Annotated in this window: 13 protein-coding genes; 5 read left to right on the forward strand and 8 right to left on the reverse strand. The window is 69.5% G+C overall.

Annotated elements, in window-relative coordinates; all coding sequences use genetic code 11:
* Positions 1-9 precede the first annotated feature (9 nt).
* On the reverse strand, positions 10-1908 hold the full coding sequence (locus PO605_RS04005; RefSeq protein WP_272206123.1) for a type IV pili methyl-accepting chemotaxis transducer N-terminal domain-containing protein: 1899 nt from the start codon (positions 1906-1908) through the stop codon (positions 10-12).
* A 160-nt stretch (positions 1909-2068) separates the two neighbouring features.
* On the opposite strand from PO605_RS04005, the gene PO605_RS04010 reads away from it, so the two are divergent.
* Positions 2069-2953, forward strand: coding sequence for a ChaN family lipoprotein (locus PO605_RS04010; protein ID WP_047473039.1), 885 nt, complete (start codon positions 2069-2071; stop codon positions 2951-2953).
* A 3-nt stretch (positions 2954-2956) separates the two neighbouring features.
* Here the strand turns inward: PO605_RS04010 and PO605_RS04015 are convergent, their stop codons facing one another.
* The gene (locus PO605_RS04015; RefSeq protein WP_016451962.1) at positions 2957-4912 is read right to left on the reverse strand and encodes a putative bifunctional diguanylate cyclase/phosphodiesterase; all 1956 of its coding nucleotides are present in this window, start codon (positions 4910-4912) and stop codon (positions 2957-2959) included.
* Between the two features lie 73 nt (positions 4913-4985).
* On the opposite strand from PO605_RS04015, the gene purU reads away from it, so the two are divergent.
* The 3 genes from purU to PO605_RS04030 all read left to right on the forward strand — a co-directional run bounded on the left by purU (position 4986) and on the right by PO605_RS04030 (position 8440).
* Positions 4986-5834, forward strand: a complete 849-nt coding sequence (gene purU, locus PO605_RS04020) for a formyltetrahydrofolate deformylase (RefSeq protein ID WP_013804418.1) — start codon at positions 4986-4988, stop codon at positions 5832-5834.
* A gap of 19 nt (positions 5835-5853) precedes the next feature.
* Positions 5854-6777: a LysR substrate-binding domain-containing protein gene (locus PO605_RS04025; protein ID WP_017405258.1), complete on the forward strand. Its 924-nt coding sequence runs from the start codon at positions 5854-5856 to the stop codon at positions 6775-6777.
* Positions 6778-6928: 151 nt separating this feature from the next.
* Entirely contained in the window at positions 6929-8440 is a 1512-nt protein-coding gene (locus PO605_RS04030; protein ID WP_016446647.1) for an FAD-linked oxidase C-terminal domain-containing protein, read from the forward strand.
* Between the two features lie 87 nt (positions 8441-8527).
* On the opposite strand, the gene PO605_RS04035 is transcribed toward PO605_RS04030, so the two are convergent.
* Positions 8528-9550, reverse strand: coding sequence for a hypothetical protein (locus tag PO605_RS04035; RefSeq protein WP_272206124.1), 1023 nt, complete (start codon positions 9548-9550; stop codon positions 8528-8530).
* 119 nt (positions 9551-9669) lie between these two features.
* Between PO605_RS04035 and PO605_RS04040 the strand changes: the two genes are divergently transcribed.
* Complete coding sequence (locus PO605_RS04040; protein WP_016446649.1) at positions 9670-10092, forward strand: hypothetical protein; 423 nt, start codon at positions 9670-9672, stop codon at positions 10090-10092.
* 69 nt (positions 10093-10161) lie between these two features.
* Here the strand turns inward: PO605_RS04040 and PO605_RS04045 are convergent, their stop codons facing one another.
* The 5 genes from PO605_RS04045 to PO605_RS04065 form a co-directional block, all read right to left on the reverse strand.
* Positions 10162-10512, reverse strand: a complete 351-nt coding sequence (locus tag PO605_RS04045) for a DUF4148 domain-containing protein (protein WP_016446650.1) — start codon at positions 10510-10512, stop codon at positions 10162-10164.
* Between the two features lie 178 nt (positions 10513-10690).
* Entirely contained in the window at positions 10691-11443 is a 753-nt protein-coding gene (locus tag PO605_RS04050) for a carbon-nitrogen hydrolase family protein (protein WP_047468409.1), read from the reverse strand.
* Positions 11440-12927 (reverse strand): purine-cytosine permease family protein, encoded by a 1488-nt coding sequence (locus PO605_RS04055; protein WP_047468411.1) that lies wholly within the window; start codon positions 12925-12927, stop codon positions 11440-11442. Before PO605_RS04055 ends, PO605_RS04050 begins: the two co-directional genes overlap by 4 nt.
* Before the next feature lie 200 nt (positions 12928-13127).
* Positions 13128-16301, reverse strand: coding sequence for a CusA/CzcA family heavy metal efflux RND transporter (locus tag PO605_RS04060; RefSeq protein ID WP_272206125.1), 3174 nt, complete (start codon positions 16299-16301; stop codon positions 13128-13130).
* An 11-nt stretch (positions 16302-16312) separates the two neighbouring features.
* A complete protein-coding gene (locus PO605_RS04065; RefSeq protein WP_047473734.1) occupies positions 16313-17683 on the reverse strand; it encodes an efflux RND transporter periplasmic adaptor subunit in 1371 nt (456 codons plus the stop codon).
* Positions 17684-17697 lie beyond the last annotated feature (14 nt).

The following is a 17697-nucleotide window of genomic DNA, read 5'->3' on the forward strand; positions in this document are numbered from 1 at the left end:
GGGAGCGTGTCACGCGTTCGAGGGGAGGGCCTGCGCCGGCGCCCCGGCCGAGGCCGACGGCGGCAGCTCGATGAGCACGCGCGTGCCCTCGCCGGGGCGGGAGTGGACATGGACCAGCGCCTGCGCCAGCAGGGCGCGCTCGCGCATGATGCCCAGGCCCACATGCAGCGAGTCCGGCGCCACGTCGGCGGGGACGAAGCCGCAGCCGTCGTCGCAGACTTCGAAGCGCCAGGGGTGGCGCCCCACGCGCAGCTCCACATGCCTGGCACCCGCGTGCTTGCGCACGTTGGACAGCGCCTCCTGCACCATGTGCAGCACCTGGATCTGCACGTCGGGCGCCAGCGGCAGGCCCTGGCCCGACATGCTCAGCGAGGTGGCAATGCCCGTCTGGTGCTCGAACTTGGACAGCGTGGCGCGCAGCGCGGCCTCGATGTCCTCGGCGCTGGTGCGCGTGCGGAAATGCACCAGCAGCTCGCGCACGTCGGCATAGCATTCGCGCACGCCCACTTCCAGCTCGCCCAGGCTGCGGTCGCGCGCCTCGTCGCGGCCCTTGGCCACGGCGTCGCGCAGCAGCTGGGTCTGTATCTTGAGAAAGGCCAGCGACTGGGCAATGGAGTCATGCAGCTCGCGCGCGATCAGGCCGCGCTCCTCGGCCACGGCGGCCTCCCTCTCCAGCGCCGTGGCGCGCAGGCTTTCCATGGCGCTGGCCAGGTGGCGCGCCATGGCGGACAGCAGGTCGCGCATGTCGTCCGTGAGCACCACGGTGGAGCGAAAGAACAGGTTGACCTCGCCCAGCAGGCGCTGCTGCAGTTGCACGGGGATGCTGACCACGGTCTCGAAGCCGGCCTCGCGGCAGTGGGGCAGCTGCAGGTCGCTGGCCGGGGTGATGGGGATCACGCGCAGCCGCGCCTGCTCGCGCGGCTGGCCGCACAGGCAGGCGCCCGTGTGCAGGCAGTGCTCCTGCACCGACATGGACTGGGGCAGGCCGTCGCCGGCCAGCAGCACGTAGCGCTCGTTGGCCTCGTCGGACCAGCGCACCGTGGCCGCATCGGCCTGGGCTGCCACACGGATCTGGCGCACGAACCCTTCGGCCAGGGCCTGGAGGCAGGCCGCCTCGGAGGCCTGCACGCTGACCGCGTACAGCGCCTGCAGCTGCTGGTGCTGCACGTTGAGGCTGGCGGTCTTCTCGCGCACCTTGTCTTCCAATTCGGCGTGCGAGCTCTGCAGCGACTGGGCCATCAGGTTGAAGCCTGCGGCCAGCTGGCCGAACTCGTCGTCCACCTCCACGCTCATGCGCGTGTCCAGGTGTCCGCGCCGCATGCGCTCCAGCGCCGAGCGCAACTGGCCCACGGGATGCAGCACCAGCCAGTAGCTGGTGGCCATGAAGCTCACGGCCGCGATGATGGCCAGCGCCATCAGACACATCTGAAACAGGTGCAGGATGGCCGTCCAGCGCGAGAGCCGGTCCTCGATGGCTTCGACAAAGCCGTCCACCTCGCGCACGAAGGCGTCGGCGCTGCCCATGATGGCCTGCGCATCAGCCTGGTCCTCGGCCTGCCAGCGCGCGTGCAGCGCGCTCCAGTCGCGGCGTATGCGCTCGTAGCGCGCCCTGACCTCGTCGCTCCAGGGCACGAACAGCGGGCGCGACATGTCGCCGCTGCGCAGCAGGTCCAGGCTGGCGTCGAACTGCTGCGCGCGCGCCTGCCACTGCGCAGGCGCCTCGTTCTGGCGCGCCATGGCCATGCGCACCATGCTCATGCGCAGCCGCCCGGCCTCGTTCACGGCGGCCGCGCCGCCTTCCAGCTGCCAGGCCACCCACAGCGTGAAGCCGATCGATGCCACGGCCGCCAGCAGGCAGGCCGCGCCCATGAGCAGCAGCTTGGTCGAAAGCGAGGGCTTGCCATGCATGGTTGCACTGTAGCCACGGCACATTTGCGCGTCTTGACCTGAATCAAGCGCCGCCCGTTTGCGCCGTGCCCCGCCCCGATTCCTAGGATCCTTTCAACTGCCCCCAATGCCCACAGGGCCTATGGGGCCCCCGGGCGAGGCCAGTGTTTAGCATGGGGCCATGCAAGTCCGCTCCCACCTCCGCCCCTTCATCCGCACCCCGCGCCTTGCCGGCCTGGCTGCGGCCGCATGGCTGGCGGCAGCCCTTGCCGGCTGCGCCAGCTCCTCCACACCGGCGCGGGACTGGACGCAGCAGCTGCAGCGCTGGTCCGACGCGCCCATCGTGCTGCTGGGCGAGCAGCACGATGCGGCGGCCCACCAGGCCTGGCAGCAGGCCACGGTGGAGCAGTTGGCAAAACAGGAGCGCCTGGCCGCGCTGGTGATCGAGATGGCGCCGCGCACGGGCTCCACGGCCAGCCTGGCGCGCGACGCCTCCGAGGACGCTGTGCAGCAGGCCCTGCAATGGCAGGACGCCGCCTGGCCCTGGCCGCGCTACCGCGGCGTGGTCATGGCCGCCGTGCGCGCAGGCGTGCCCGTGCTGGGCGGCAACCTGCCCCGCGCCGACATGAAGCAGGCCATGCGCAACCAGAACCTGGACACCCACCTGCCGCCCGAAGCCTGGCAGCGCCAGCTCGACGCCATCCGCGAAGGCCACTGCGGCCTGCTGCCCGACACACAGCTGCCGCCCATGGCCCGCATCCAGCTGGCCCGCGATGCCAGCATGGCCGAGGTGGCCAAGGCGGCGATCAGGCCCGGCAAGACCGTGGTGCTGGTGGCCGGGCGGGGCCATGTCCTGCGCGGGGTGGGCATCCCGACCTGGCTGCCGGAGTCCGCAGCAGCCAAAGTGGCCGTGGCGCAGGCAGGCGAGACATCGGTGGCGCACGAATCCGATGTGGACTGGCTGCAGAAGACGGACGCCTTGCCGGCCAAGGACCACTGCGCAGAGCTGCGCGAGAAGTTCAGGAACCCGCCGGCACCGCGGGCGGATGCGGGTCGGGTGGACTGAGCTTCACCCCTGCACGGCCCACATTCCCTCGTTGCCCGAGACCCACTCGCCGAACGCCTGCGCAGGCATGGGCTTGCTGCACAGATAGCCCTGGAAGAAGTCGCACCCCTTGCCGCGCAGGAATGCCAGCTGCTCGGCCGTCTCCACGCCCTCGGCCAGCACCTTCAGCCCCATGGCATGCCCCAGCGCGATCACCGACCCGCTGATGGCCATGTCGTCGGCGCTGTGCGGGATGTCGCGGATGAAGCCCTGGTCGATCTTGAGCAGGTCCAGCGGGAAGCGCTTGAGGTGGGCCAGCGAGGAATAACCGGTGCCGAAGTCGTCGATGGCCAGCCGCAGGCCCTGGGCGCGCAGACGGCGCATGACGGCCAGGGCCTCCTCGGGGCGCTCGGCCAGGGCGCTTTCGGTGATCTCCAGCTCCAGGCAGTGCGGGGCGAAGCCCGTGGCGGCCAGCGCGTCGGCGGTGGCACCGGCGATGTCGGTCAGCAGGAACTGGTGCAGCGAGACATTGACCGCGATGGTCATCTCGGGCAGGCCCTGATCGCGCCAGCGCTGGCCCTGGGCGCAGGCCTCGCGCAGCACCCACAGGCCCAGCGCGCCGATGACGCCCGAGCTTTCGGCCACAGGGATGAAGCGGGCCGGGGAGATGAGGCCCTCGTCCGGGTCCAGCCAGCGCACCAGGGCCTCGGCGCCCACCAGGCGGCCAGTGGCCAGGTCGATCTGGGGCTGGAAGTACAGGCGCAGGTGGCCCAGGTCTATGGCCTGCCGCAGCCGTGCCTCCATGGCCAGGCGCTCGCGCGCGGCCGAGGTCATGTCTTCCTCGAAGAAGCACCAGGCACGGCCGCTGCGCGACTTGGCGCCGTAGACGGCCGCATGCGCGCCCTGCAGCAGGTCCTGGGCATTGCCGGCATGGGAGGGGTACATGCAGATGCCCACGCTGACGCCGGCCATGACGGACAGGCCGTCCGGCGAGCTCCAGGGCTGGCCGGCCGCCGCGATCAGTTGCCGTGCGCGGGCGATGGCGTCGCCGCGCTCGCTCATGCCCTTGCACAGCACGGCCAGTTCGTCACCGGCCATGCGACCTATGAGGTCCTGGGGGCCCAGGGAATCGTGCACACGGGCGGCGATGTGGCGCAGTACCTGGTCGCCGATGGCGTGGCCGTAGCTGTCGTTGACGTCCTTGAAGCGATCGATGTTCAGCAGCATCACGGCCAGCGTGCCCTGCTCGGCGGCCGCCTCGGCCACGGCGTCTTCCAGCAGCGCTGTGAAGCGCACGCTGTTGGGCAGGCCGGTGAGCATGTCGCGGTGGGCCAGGAATTCGAGCTGGGCCTCGCGCGCCTTCTCGGCCGAGATGTCGGTGAACATGCACACGTAGTGCGTGACCTTGCCTTGTGCGTCCTTGACAGCGCTGAGCGACATGCGCTCGGGAAAGACCTCGCCGTTCTTGCGGCGGTTCCAGATTTCGCCCTGCCAGTGGCCCGTGGCCTGCATGCTGTCCCACATGGCCTCGTAGAAGGCCTTGTCGTGGCGGCCGGACTTGAACATGCGCGGGGTCTTGCCCAGCATCTCCTGCTCGGTATAGCCCAGCAGCCGCGTGAAGGCGCTGTTGACCGAGAGGATGCGGCTGCGCGCATCGGTGACGACCACGCCCTCCATGGTGTTGTCCACCACGGCGGCGGCCAGGCGCTGGCGTTCGTCGGCCTCCCGCCCGGCAGCCATCGCGGCATGGGCAGTGCGCTCTCCACGGCGCATGCGCCACAGCAGCCAGCCGCCGCCCACGGCCGTGACCAGCACCAGGGCCACCGAGGACAGCATGCGCCGCTGCGCTGCCGGCCCGGGCGGTATCTGCAGGTGCGCCAGCAGCCATTCCACGCCCCAGAGCCACAGCAGACCTGCGCACACATACAGGGTCAATGCGCCCCAGAGCGGTATTCGGGGCTGCTCTCCCTGATCTTGCATGTGGTTCCTCAGAACGTTCCCAGAACGTGTGACTTGCGCAGGGTCGTGTGCATGCTGCGACAATTGCGCCGCTATGACCCAAGCCTATATTCTTACCCTTTCGTGCCCCGACCGGCTCGGTCTGGTACATGCCGTCTCGGGCTTTCTGCTCGAGCAAGGCGGCAACATCGAAGAGGCCGCGCAGTATAACGACCCGGCCACCGGACTGTTCTTCATGCGCGTGCAATTTGCCTGCAACGGCTGCGATCCCGCGGCTCTGAGGGCGGCCCTGGCCGACCTGGGCGGCCAGTACCAGATGAAGTGGCGCCTGCACACCAAGGCCGAAGCCATGAAGACCGTGCTCATGGTCAGCAAGGAAGGCCACTGCCTCAACGACCTGCTGTTTCGCTGGAAGAGCGGCCTGCTGCCGGTGGACATCCGCGCCATCATCAGCAACCACCGCGAGTTCTACCAGCTGGCGGCCAGCTACAACATCCCCTTCCACCACATCCCCGTCACGGCTGCCACCAAGGCCCAGGCCGAGGCAAAGCAGTTCGAGATCATCGAGGCCGAAGGCGCCGAACTCGTGGTGCTGGCACGCTACATGCAGGTGCTGTCCAACGACCTGTGCACCAAGCTGGCCGGCCGCGCGATCAACATCCACCACAGCTTCCTGCCCAGCTTCAAGGGCGCCAAGCCCTACTACCAGGCCCATGACCGCGGCGTGAAGCTGATCGGCGCCACGGCCCACTATGTGACGGCCGACCTGGACGAAGGCCCGATCATCGAGCAGGACGTGGCCCGCGCCGACCACACCGACACCGTGGAAGACCTCACGGCCCGCGGCCGCGACACCGAGAGCCAGGTGCTGGCCCGCGCCGTCAAGTGGCACAGCGAGCACCGCGTCATCCTCAACGGCCACAAGACCGTGGTCTTCCGCTGAAGCCGGCTCCCGGCCGCCCATGGCGAACGTGACCCTTGCCGCCGGCAGCGGCTTTGCCCCGCCCGGCAGCGGCGCCCGCCGCATCCCGCCCATACAGTGCCTGCTCACTTTCGAGGCGCTGGCGCGGCTGCGCAGCGTGACGCAGACGGCCGAGGAGCTGTGCGTCACGCCCAGCGCCGTCAGCCACCGCGTGCGCCAGCTCGAGCAGATCCTGGGCACGCGGCTGTTCGGCCGCTCGGACTTTTCGCTCACCACCGAAGGCAGCGCCTACCTGTCCCACGTGCGCGAGGGCCTGGGCGCGCTGCAGCGCTTTCCGGGCGAGGTCACGGCACCGGGCCGCCGCAGGCTCAAGCTCGCCGTCACGCCCACCTTTGCGCGCGTGATCCTGATCCCGCGCCTGCGCCAGTTCACGGAAACCTATCCCGAGATCGACATCGCCCTGCAGGTCTCCATCCCGCTGCTGGACGTGGTGGCCGAGGATGCCGACCTGATGGTGCGCTTCGGCCCCGGCCACTACGCCGACGTGGAGCACATCGAACTGGCGCGCGACGTGGTCACGCCGCTGGCCTCGCCGGCCTTCATCCGCGAGCATGGCCCCTTCGAGCAGCCCCAGGACCTGGAAGGCATGCCCCTGCTGCGCAGCCCGCTGGAGCCCTGGCGCACCTGGTTCGGCGCCACCGGCCTGGACTGGCCCGAGCCGCACGAGGGCTCGCAGTTCAACGACATCGGCCTGATGTGCGACGCGGCCTCGGCCGGCATGGGCATTGCCCTGGTGCGCCACAAGCTGGGCGCACCCTGGATGGACAACGGCACCCTGGTGCGCCTGTTCGACATGGACACGGCCAGCCCCCATGCCCACTACCTGTGCTGGCGCACCGGCACCATGGACCGCTGGGAATGCGCGGCCTTTGCTGAATGGTTGAAGAGGGCGATGGCCTGCTGAGGCGCCCACAACGGAATTCACGGATTTCGCGGATTTCACGCGCCGTTGCAATAAACATCAGCGCAGTCCCGCTGCACAAAGACGGCGGCATCGCCTAAAGTCAGGCCCCATGACTTCCGCCAGCTCCCCAGCCAGCCCTGCCCCCGGCGCCATGGCGTCGGCCGCCGCCGATGCCGCCCACCAGCAGCCCACGGCCTCCGAACGCGCACGGCGCCAGGCCGAGGTCGTGGCCGCGCTGGCCCGCCATGTGCCCGCGCATGCCCTGCTGTGGAACGCCGAGGACACCACCCCCTATGAATGCGACGGACTCACTGCCTACCGCCAGCGCCCCCTGGTGGTCTGCCTGCCCGAGACCGAGGCCCAGGTCCAGGCCGTGCTGCGCGCCTGCCACGCCATCCAGGTGCCCGTGATCGCACGCGGCGCAGGCACCGGGCTGTCGGGCGGCGCCCTGCCCCATCCCATGGGCGTGACGCTGTCGCTGGCCAAGTTCAACAAGATCCTCCAGGTCGATGCCGCCAGCCGCACGGCCGTGGTGCAGTGCGGCGTGCGCAACCTGGCCATCAGCGAGGCCGCCGCGCCCCTGGGCCTGTACTACGCGCCCGATCCCAGCAGCCAGATCGCCTGCACCATCGGTGGCAACGTGGCCGAGAACTCGGGCGGCGTGCACTGCCTCAAGTACGGGCTGACCGTACACAACGTGCTGAAGGTGCGCGGCTTCACGGTGGAGGGCGAGCCGGTGGAGTTCGGCTCCACGGCACTGGACACGCCGGGCTTCGACCTGCTGGCCATCCTGGTCGGCAGCGAAGGCATGCTGGCCGTGACCACCGAAGTCACCGTGCGCCTGATCCCCAAGCCCCAGCTGGCGCGCTGCATCATGGCCAGCTTCGACGACGTGCGCAAGGCCGGCGACGCCGTGGCCGCCGTGATCGCGGCCGGCATCATCCCGGCCGGGCTGGAGATGATGGACAAGCCCATGACGGCCGCCGTCGAGGACTTCGTCAAGGCCGGCTACGACCTCACGGCCGAGGCCATCCTGCTGTGCGAGAGCGACGGCACGCCCGAGGAAGTCGAGGAAGAGATCGCCCACATGAGCGAGGTGCTGCGCGGCGCCGGGGCCACGGCCATCACGGTGAGTGAAAGCGAGGCCGAGCGCCTGCGCTTCTGGAGCGGGCGCAAGAACGCCTTTCCCGCCAGCGGGCGCATCAGCCCCGACTACATGTGCATGGACTCCACCATCCCGCGCAAGCGCCTGGCCGACATCCTGCTGGCCATCCAGGAGATGGAAAAGAAATACGGCCTGCGCTGCGCCAACGTCTTCCACGCGGGCGACGGCAACCTGCACCCGCTGATCCTGTTCGATGCCAACGACCCCGACGAGCTGCACCGCTGCGAGCTGTTCGGCGCCGACATCCTGGAGACCAGCGTGGCCATGGGCGGCACGGTCACGGGCGAGCATGGCGTGGGCGTGGAAAAGCTCAACTCCATGTGCACCCAGTTCACCACGGCCGAGAACGACCAGATGTTCGCACTCAAGGCCGCCTTCGACCCGCAGGCCCTGCTCAACCCCGGCAAGGTGATTCCCACGCTCAACCGCTGTGCCGAATACGGAAAGATGCTGGTGCGCGGCGGCCAGATCTCCCACCCGGACCTGCCGAGATTCTGAGGCGTGGTGCAACCGGCGTGGTGCAACGGGCGCGGTGCAACCGGCGACGTGCGGCGTGCAACAGGCGCCGTGCAGTCCTTCCCGCCCTCAGGGCTGCTGCAGGCAGCGCGCCCACAGTCCGTCAAGCGCCCGGGCCAATGCGCCTCCCTGGCGGGGCACGGCCTGGCCCTCGCCCAGGTCTTCGACCAGGGTGTCCAGCGGCATGGCTTCGGTCAGCGTGCGCACGCCGCACTCCATGGCCAGGGCCGTGTCCAGGTAGACCACGCGTGCGCCGGCCACGCTCCAGCGCGTGAACTCGCGCACGCGGCCCACCTGGCCCAGCCGCAGGCGCATGGCCTCCATGCGCGCGGCCAATGAGCGGCGTATGCGCTCGCCCGCCTCGGGGCGGTCTTCCTCCAGCCGGCGCAGCGCCGCCTCCTGCTGCTCCAGGGTGCGGTCCATCGCCTGCAAGGCCGCCTCGCGGCCCAGCCGGGCCTCGTCGTAGCGCGGCAGGGCCGCGCGCAGCCGCACCAGCGTCCGCTCCCGCTCGCGCGCATAGACATGCCCGGCCGCGCGCCCGGCCTGCGCACAGGCCTGGGCTGCCAGCACCAGGCGCTGCGGCGCGGCCTCGGCACTGAGGCTTTGCGGGCGGAAGCTGCCGCACTCCTTCATGTCCCCCAGCACACGCAGATCCTCCAGGTGCCGCTGCCTGTGGTCGGCATCCCTTTGCGCCTCCTGCGCGTGGCGCCGCAGCATCTCCTGCCGCTGCCGCTCCAGCAAGAGCAGCTCACGCCATTCGCCACGCAACCGCGCCTCGAACCGGGCCTGTTCGCTTTCGGCGGCGCGCTGCAGTGGCCCGACCTCCTGGCGCAGACTGGCCTGCAGGTAGTCACGCACGCCTGCGCGCTCGCAGGCGTACTCGACGATGCGCCCGCCGCTGCCGTCTCCCACGCTGCGCCAGCTGCTGCGCGCGCAGGCCGACCTGTCCTGCAGCACCTGCCCTATCGACACGCCCGAGGCGGCGCCCCAGGGCGCAGCCCGCACGGTCAGCACCTCGCCATCGTCACCGCCGCAACCGCCCAGCAGCAGGGCCAGGCCCGCAGGCAGCAGCCACACTCCTTGCCAGCGCATGGGCCCTCCTGTGCTTGTGATTTCTGGTTGAGTCCTTGATGTTAACTATCAATCACATCGGATATGTGATTTTTCACAATACTCACTGCACAATCAGACTTATCCCATAGCGTGCCCGCATGCAGGATGCGAAGCAGCGGTTTGCGCAGAAATTACGTGATTCCCTGGAGGCCCGTGGCTATGAAGCCAAGCCCTCGGTGCTGGAGCGCGAATTCAACACACGCTTCTGGGGCAAGCCCATGTCGCAGCACGGCGTGCGTCTGTGGCTGCTGGGCAAGACCATGCCCAACACCAAGAAACTTGCTGCGCTGGCCGACTGGCTGCAGGTGCCGCTGGAGGAGTTCCTGCGCGCGCCGCAGCCGGCGCGCGAGGTGCGTGAGCCCAAGGGCAGCTGGTCCGCCGGCCTGGGCTACGAGGACAACGAGCTGTTCAAGATCTACCTGCGCCTTCCCGTACCCAAGCGCCGCCTGGCGCGCGACGTGATCCTGGCCATCGCACGCGCCCATGAGGCCGAGGAAGCGGAACGCGCCGCAGGCTCGTAGCCGCGCGGCGCGTCGATCATCCCTTGATACGGCTGCTGCGGGGCAGCACTGCATCGCCCCGCACGTGCATCAACCACCCATGGCACGCTGGCGTGCATCGCGCTGGGCAGGCGTTTCGTTGATCAGTTCATTGATCACTTCCTGCCGCGTCTTGCCGCCACCGGTCTGCGGTGCAGGCGCCGGGTAGACGCCGGCATTGAAGCGCGAGGTGCCGCCCTGGCGCACGGCCGCCTCGGCCTCGGCCGTCACCTGGGCGCGCGTCTTGCTGCTCTTGAAATGTTCGGGATGGACGACGGCACCCGCCTCGTTGTTGGCCGGGTGGATGTACCCGGCCGCCGATGCCATGCCCGGCAGCAGCAGCGCTGCCGATGCGACCAGGCCGGCGATCAGGGTAGCGGGGGTGAAACGACGTTGCGACATGGTGTGATTCCTTTCAGGGCACGTTGGTGATTCGTTCTCCCCACGCCCCGCGAAGCGGAACGCCGGGGAGAGGACTCCAATGTAGAAATCGCGCCCCCACACCAGCCCCACAGGATGGTGACATTGCTGTCATACAACCGACACAGATGACCGCGCCACGGTGGCGCCTCGGCGCTCGTCAGCCCCGGTACTGCGCACGCGCGCGGCCGGGCGCCAGAGGGTCCAGGCGCACGTCCAGCAGGCCCTCGGCATCGCCCGCGATGCGCGCCAGCGTCTGGCCGAAGGGATCGGCGAACTGACTGCCTCCGCTGAAAGCGTAGCTGTCGCCAGGGCCCACGCGGTTGGCCATGGCGATGTAGCACTGGTTGTCCATCGCACGCACGGGCACGGCATGGCGATGGATGTGGCCGTGGGGGTGCATCATCCCGTCCATCAGCACGATCAGGTCCACGCCCTGCGCACCCAGCGCGCGGGCCGGTGCCGCAAACTCGATGTCGAAGCAGATCAGCATTCCCAGCCGCAGGCCGCGCCATTCGCAGGTGGGCCAGCGGTCGCCTGCATCGAACACGCCCTGGTCCGAGTCGTAGAGCATGGTCTTGCGGTAGTGCAGCAGCACCTGTCCATCGGCATCGATCAGCAGGCCGGCATTGAAGTGGCGGCCCTGGTCCGCCTCGGCCAGGCCGATGGCGACGGCCACGCCGGCTTGCCGCGCGGCCTCGCGCAGCGCGGTGGTCGAGGGGCCGTCCAGCGGCTCGGCCAGCTGCGCCACGTTGTCGGGCCGGGGAAATCCGCTGATGCAGGTTTCGGGAAAGACCAGCAGGTCGGCCTGCCCCGCGCTGGCCCTGATCGTCTTCAGCGTCATCGCCAGGTTGCCGGCAATGTCGCCGTCACGCAGACGGGGCTGGATGATGCGGATGCGGTGCTCCGTCATGGTGTGCGCTCCTTGGGATGCAAAGGGTGGCTGTCCTGCCGCGGCTGGCAACGGGCTGCCTCCTCGGCCTGCAGATCCAGGGTGCGGGCCAGCCCCCAGTAAAGGCTGCCGGCGACGAGAATGCCCGGCAGCCAGGCGAAGTCCACGCCGCCCAGCCGCTGCGCAGCCCAGCCGACGAAGACCGCATGGCCGTCCGTGGCGTCGTGGATGTGGAAGAAGGGCACCATGGCCGCAAAGCCGCCCAGATAGGCGCAGATGCCGCGCCAGCCCCAGGCGCCGTAGATGCCCTGTGGCGTGAAGAAATCGGCGATGGCGTAGCGGCCCTTGCGCACCAGGAAGTAGTCCACGAGGTTGACCGCCGTCCATGGCACCAGGAAGTACAGCAGCAGCGCCAGGAAGGAGTGCAGCAGTGCCACGCCGCTGCCCTGGATGGACAGCACGCACGCGAGGATGCCGACGCTGATCGCCGCGATGGCAAAAATACGGGCGGCGCGCGTGGGCCGCATGCCGCCCAGCGAATCCGCCGCCGTGAGCACGGTCAGCGCCGCGCTGTACGTGTTCAACGCGATGATGGGCAGGAAGGCCACGACGGCCAGGGCAGGCAGCAGCCGGTCCGCGCCCGGGAACAGGCCGGTGCCGATCCGTCCCAGCGCCGCCAGCGCGTCCCCGGCCTGCAGCCGCTGCGCCATCCATGCGCCCAGCCCGATCATCCAGGCCCCGGACAGCGAGGCGCCCAGGAAGATGGCCGCGATCAGGCGCCGGGGCGCAGTGTGGCGCGGCAGGTAGCGCGAATAGTCGGACACATAGGGCGCATAGGAGATGTTGTAGCTGGCCGCGATGGTGAACTGCGCGGCAAAGGCGCTCCATGCGAATCCTGGCAATGGCTCCGACCGACCGTGCAAGGCGGGCTCGCCCACGCCTGCCAGCAACGCCAGCGTGGCCAGCGCATACAGGGGCAGCGCCAGCATCAGCGCGCAGCGGAAGGCCCTGTGCATCACATCGTGGCCGCAGACCGCCAGCAGCGCGCCCACGGCCACGGCCACGCACGCGGTGGGCACGGGCGGCAGGCCGAACACGGCCTGCATGCCCTGCATGATGAGCGAGACGTTGACGACGTTGAACCCCGTGAACACCAGCAGCGTGGCGCACAGCGGCAGGGTGACGCCGCGAAAGCCGAACTGCGCGCGCGACTGGATCATCTGCGGCAGCCCCAGCTGCGGCCCCTGCGCGCCGTGCAACGCCATGAACAGCGTGCCGAACATGATGCCCAGCGTCCCGGCCAGGGCGCTCCAGGGCGCCGAAAGCCCCAGCGACGGGCCGACGAAGCCGATGGAAAGCGTGAAGAAGTGGAAGTTGCCCAGGAACCAGAACGGGCCCTGGTCGGCGAGCCGCGCGTGGCGCTCGCTGTCGGGAATGCAGTCGATGGACCGGCTCTCCACGGCGATGCGGGCACGGCCGTGCTGTCCGCTGGCGGGGCTGTTCATGGCCTTGTCCCTCCCGTTGTCCTTGCTGTTGTGGGACGAATTCTAGGCAGGGGTTCGCAGCCGCTCCATGCCAAATGCGCGAGGTTCACATCGATGGGCAAAGATGTGTGGCCCGGGATATCCCGGGCAGGAAGAAACCCGCTGCAGCCAGGCTGCAGCGGGTTCCAAAGTGGCTGCCCGGGTGCTGCCCGGGCGCCGCGTCACACGGCAGGTGCCGGCGCGGCGGGCACGGGGTCTGTGCCGCTGGCCTCCGACGGATCGTTGCGATGCACCAGGCGGTACAGCAGCGGCAGCACCAGCAGGGTCAGCAGCGTGGATGACAGGATGCCGCCGATCACCACCGTGGCCAGCGGCCGCTGCACCTCGGCACCCGTGCCCGTGGCAATGGCCATGGGAACGAAGCCCAGCGAGGCCACCAGGGCCGTCATCAGCACGGGGCGCAGGCGGGTGAGCGCGCCCTCGGTCACGGCGTCGGGCACGCTGGCGCCCTGTTCGCGCAGGCTCCTGATCCAGGAAATCATGACCAGGCCGTTGAGCACGGCCACGCCCGACAGCGCGATGAAGCCCACCGCCGCCGAGATGGACAGCGGTATGTCGCGCAGCCACAGCGCCAGGATGCCGCCCGTGAGCGCGAACGGAATGCCCGTGAAGACCACCAGCCCGTCGCGCACATTGCCGAACATGGCGAACAGCAGCACGAAGACCATGAGCAGGGCCACGGGAACCACGATCTGCAGGCGGCGCGTGGCCGACTCCAGGTTCTCGAAGGTGCCGCCCCAGCGCGTCCAGTAGCCGGGCGGCAGCGACAGGCCCTGCAGCTTCTGCTGTGCCTCGCCCACGAAGGAGCCCATGTCGCGCCCGCGCACATTGGCGCTGACCACGATGCGGCGCTTGCCGTCTTCGCGGCTGACCTGGTTGGGGCCGGGCGCGGTCTCGAACGTGGCCACGGCCGACAGCGGCACGAAGCCGATGCGCCCGTCCGCCCCGCGCGGCAGGGCGATGGGCAGGCGGCTCAGGGCCTGCAGGTCGTTGCGCACGGCGTCCGGCAGGCGCACCTGGATGTCGAAGCGCCGGTCGCCCTGGAATACCGTGCCGGCCTCGGTGCCGCCCATGGCGGTGCTGATGGCGTCCTGCACATCGCCCATGTTCAGACCGTAGCGCGAGGCCTTTTCGCGGTCGATCTGCACGGTGAGCATGGGCAGGCCCGTGGTCTGCTCGACCTTGACCTCGGAGGCGCCCGCGATCTGCTGCAGCATGCCGGCCACGGTCTGGGCGCTTTTCTCCAGCACGGCCATGTCGTCGCCGAAGATCTTCACGGCCACGTCGCTGCGCACGCCCGAGATCAGCTCGTTGAAGCGCAGCTGGATCGGCTGGGAGAACTCGTAGTTGTTGCCCGGGATGCGGTCCACCGACGCCTGCACGGCGGCCAGCAGCTCATCGCGCGGGCGCGCCGGGTCGGGCCACTCGCTGCGGGCTTTCAGCATGATGTAGCCGTCGGAGATGTTGGGCGGCATGGGGTCGGAGGCGATCTCGGCCGTGCCGGTGCGCGCGAACACGCGGTCGATCTCGGGGAACTCCTTCTTGAGCGCCTTCTCGATCTGCATCTGCATTTCCAGCGACTGCGTGAGGCTGGTGCCGGGGATGCGCAGCGCCTGGATGGCGAAGTCCCCCTCGTTGAGGTTGGGCGCGAACTCGCTGCCCAGGCGCGTGGCCAGCAGCAGGCTCAGCGCCACGGCCACGGCGGCGGCCGTGAGCACCACGGCGGGCGCGGCCATGACGCGCGCCAGCACGGGCGCATAGGCGCGGCGCGCCCAGCCCATGAGGCGGTTTTCCTTCTCGGCCACCTTGTCGCCCATGAACAGCGCAATCGCCGCCGGGATGAAGGTGATGGACAGCAGCATGGCGCCGGCCAGCGCGATGACCACCGTGAGCGCCATGGGGTGGAACATCTTGCCCTCCACACCCGTGAGCGCGAAGATGGGCAGGTAGACCACCATGATGATGAGCTGGCCGAACAGCAGCGGGCGGCGCGCTTCCTTCGCGGCGGCGAAGACTTCATGGAAGCGTTCGCTGCGCGTCAGCGACCGTCCGCGCGCCTCCTGCGCATGCGCCAGGCGGCGCACGCAGTTCTCCACGATGACCACGGCGCCGTCGATGATGATGCCGAAGTCCAGCGCCCCCAGGCTCATGAGGTTGGCGCTGACCTTGTAGTGCACCATGCCCGTGAAGGTGAACAGCATGGACAGCGGGATGATCAGCGCCGTGATCAGCGCCGCGCGCAGATTGCCCAGGAACAGGAAGAGGATGACCACCACCAGGGCCGCGCCCTCCACCAGGTTCTTCTTGACCGTGGCGATGGCCTTGTCCACCAGGTTGGTGCGGTCGTAGACGGTGATGGCCTTGACGCCCGGGGGCAGGCCCCGGTTGATCTCGGCCATGCGCTGGTCCACGGCGCGCGAGACGGTTCGGCTGTTCTCGCCGATCAGCATGAACACCGTGCCCAGCACCACCTCGCGGCCGTTGTCGGTGGCCGCGCCCGTGCGCAGCTCCTGGCCCAGGCCGACCTCGGCCAGATCGCGGATGCGGATGGGCTGGCCCTGGGCCGAGCCCACGATGACCTCGCGGATGTCGGCGATGCCGCCGACCTGGCCCGGCGCGCGGATCAGGTACTGCTCGCCCTGGCGCTCGATGTAGCCCGCACCCACATTGGCGTTGTTGCGCTGCAGGGCGGTGACGATGTCGGCCAGCGTGAAGCCGTAGGCGGCCAGCTTCTCGGGCGCGGGCGCCACCAGGTACTCCTTGGCGTAGCCGCCGATGGAGTTGATCTCGGTGACGCCGGGCACGTTGCGCAGCTGCGGCTTGATGACCCAGTCCTGGATCTCGCGCAGGTCCATGGGCGTGTAGGGCGTGCCGTCGGGCTTTTTCGCACCGTCCTCGGCCTCCACGGTCCACAGGTAGATCTCGCCCAGGCCCGTGGAGATGGGGCCCAGCGTGGGCGTGATGCCCGCAGGCAGGCTGTCGCGCGCCTGCTGTATGCGCTCGCCCACCAGTTGCCGTGCGAAGTAGATGTCCGTGCCGTCCTTGAACACCACGGTGACCTGGGACAGGCCGTAGCGCGACAGCGAGCGCGTCTGCTCCAGGTGGGGCAGGCCGGCCATCACCGTCTCTATGGGATAGGTGACGCGCTGCTCGGTCTCCAGCGGCGAGTAGCCGCTGGCCTGGGTGTTGATCTGCACCTGGACATTGGTGATGTCGGGCACGGCGTCGATGGGCAGGCGCTGGTAGTTGTAGATGCCCAGCCCGGCCATGGCCAGCACGGCCAGCAGGACCAGCCAGCGCTGCTCTATGGCGAATCGGATGATGCGTTCAAACATGGACTCTCCGATCAGTGGCTGTGTTCGGCGCTGGCCTTGCCCAGCTCGGCCTTGAGCATGAAGCTGCCCTCGGCCACGTAGGATTGGCCGGGCTTGAGGCCTTCGAGCACCTCGGTGGCCTTGCCATCGCTGCGGCCCACGCGCACGGGCTGGGCGCGGAAACCGCCCTGCACGGGCACGAAGACCACGGTCTGCTGCTCCATCTTCTGCAGTGCCTGCGTGGCCACGGCCAGCGGCGCCTGCCGGGACGATGCCGTCAGCTCCACATTCACGAACAGGCCCGGGCGCCACACGCCGTCGGGGTTGGGCAGGGTGATGCGCGCGGGGGCCGTGCGCGTGTCCTGGCCGATCAGGGCGCCCACATAGGCCACCTCGCCCGTGGCCGAGGAGTCGAAGGCCGTGGCGCGCACCGTGGCCTTCTCGCCCACGCGCACGGCGGGCAGGTCGGGCGCGGCCACGCGCATCTCGGCCCAGACGCTGCGCAGGTCGGAGATGGTGAAGACCTGGGTGGTGTCCTGCACGGCCTCGCCCACGGACAGGTGCTTTTCCACGATCACGCCGTCAAACGGCGCGCGCAGCTCGAAGCGGTTGAGCCCGCCCGCACCACCGCCGGCACCGGCGCCCGTGGCGGCCAGCTTCTGCTGGGCGTTGGAGACGGCGATCTCGGCCTCGCGCAGCGCCTGGCGCGCCTGCAGGTAGTCCTGCTCGGCCGAGACCTTTTCCTCCCACAGCTGCTTTTCACGTGCGTAGGTGGTGCGGGCCAGCTCCAGGCGCTTGCTGGCGGCCAGCAGTTCGCTGCGCTGCTCGGAGACGGCGGCGCTGCTGAGCACGGCCAGCAGCTGGCCCTTCTTCACGTTCTGGCCCAGGTTGGCGGGAACGCTCTCGGCAATGCCGGCCACGCGCGGCACGACGTGGGCCGTGCGGTCTTCGTTGAAGCGGATCTCCCCGGGCAGCTGCAGCACGGAGCGCACGGTGGCCGGGCCGGCCTCGGCCAGGCGCACGCCGGCCGCCTGCATGCGCTGGGCGTCCATGGCGATCAGGCCTTCGTCGTCGCCATGGCCGGCTTCTGCAGCCGGTTTGGCGGCAGGTTGGGCGGCAGGCTTGGCCTCGGCTTTTTCCGCCTTGGAATCTTCATGGTGTTCATCGTCGGCATGGCCTTCATCGTGCTTGTGGCCATCTCCGGCTGCAGCGCCGTGGTGCTCGCCATCGGCATGGCCTGCGGCCTCGCTGTGGCCGTGGCCATGGCTGTCGGCCTTGGCGGCACCCGGCGGGCCGCTGCGCAGGATCAGCGTAGCGGCCAGCGCACCCACGGCCAGGATGACGGCAATGGCCACAAGGGTGCGGCGCGGTGCCAGGGGGGAGGAGGAGGGCTTGTTGTTCATGGTCTGGATGCAAT

Source organism: Delftia sp. DT-2 (assembly GCF_028401915.1).
Lineage (GTDB): Bacteria > Pseudomonadota > Gammaproteobacteria > Burkholderiales > Burkholderiaceae_C > Comamonas > Comamonas tsuruhatensis.

Bases quoted from the DNA above. Each gene is read 5' to 3' on its own strand.
- PO605_RS04005 (WP_272206123.1), bottom strand. From the start codon at position 1,908: ATGCATGGCAAGCCCTCGCTTTCGACCAAGCTGCTGCTCATGGGCGCG.
- PO605_RS04010 (WP_047473039.1), top strand. From the start codon at position 2,069: ATGCAAGTCCGCTCCCACCTCCGCCCCTTCATCCGCACCCCGCGCCTT.
- PO605_RS04015 (WP_016451962.1), bottom strand. From the start codon at position 4,912: ATGCAAGATCAGGGAGAGCAGCCCCGAATACCGCTCTGGGGCGCATTG.
- purU (WP_013804418.1), top strand. From the start codon at position 4,986: ATGACCCAAGCCTATATTCTTACCCTTTCGTGCCCCGACCGGCTCGGT.
- PO605_RS04025 (WP_017405258.1), top strand. From the start codon at position 5,854: ATGGCGAACGTGACCCTTGCCGCCGGCAGCGGCTTTGCCCCGCCCGGC.
- PO605_RS04030 (WP_016446647.1), top strand. From the start codon at position 6,929: ATGGCGTCGGCCGCCGCCGATGCCGCCCACCAGCAGCCCACGGCCTCC.
- PO605_RS04035 (WP_272206124.1), bottom strand. From the start codon at position 9,550: ATGCGCTGGCAAGGAGTGTGGCTGCTGCCTGCGGGCCTGGCCCTGCTG.
- PO605_RS04040 (WP_016446649.1), top strand. From the start codon at position 9,670: ATGCAGGATGCGAAGCAGCGGTTTGCGCAGAAATTACGTGATTCCCTG.
- PO605_RS04045 (WP_016446650.1), bottom strand. From the start codon at position 10,512: ATGTCGCAACGTCGTTTCACCCCCGCTACCCTGATCGCCGGCCTGGTC.
- PO605_RS04050 (WP_047468409.1), bottom strand. From the start codon at position 11,443: ATGACGGAGCACCGCATCCGCATCATCCAGCCCCGTCTGCGTGACGGC.
- PO605_RS04055 (WP_047468411.1), bottom strand. From the start codon at position 12,927: ATGAACAGCCCCGCCAGCGGACAGCACGGCCGTGCCCGCATCGCCGTG.
- PO605_RS04060 (WP_272206125.1), bottom strand. From the start codon at position 16,301: ATGTTTGAACGCATCATCCGATTCGCCATAGAGCAGCGCTGGCTGGTC.
- PO605_RS04065 (WP_047473734.1), bottom strand. From the start codon at position 17,683: ATGAACAACAAGCCCTCCTCCTCCCCCCTGGCACCGCGCCGCACCCTT.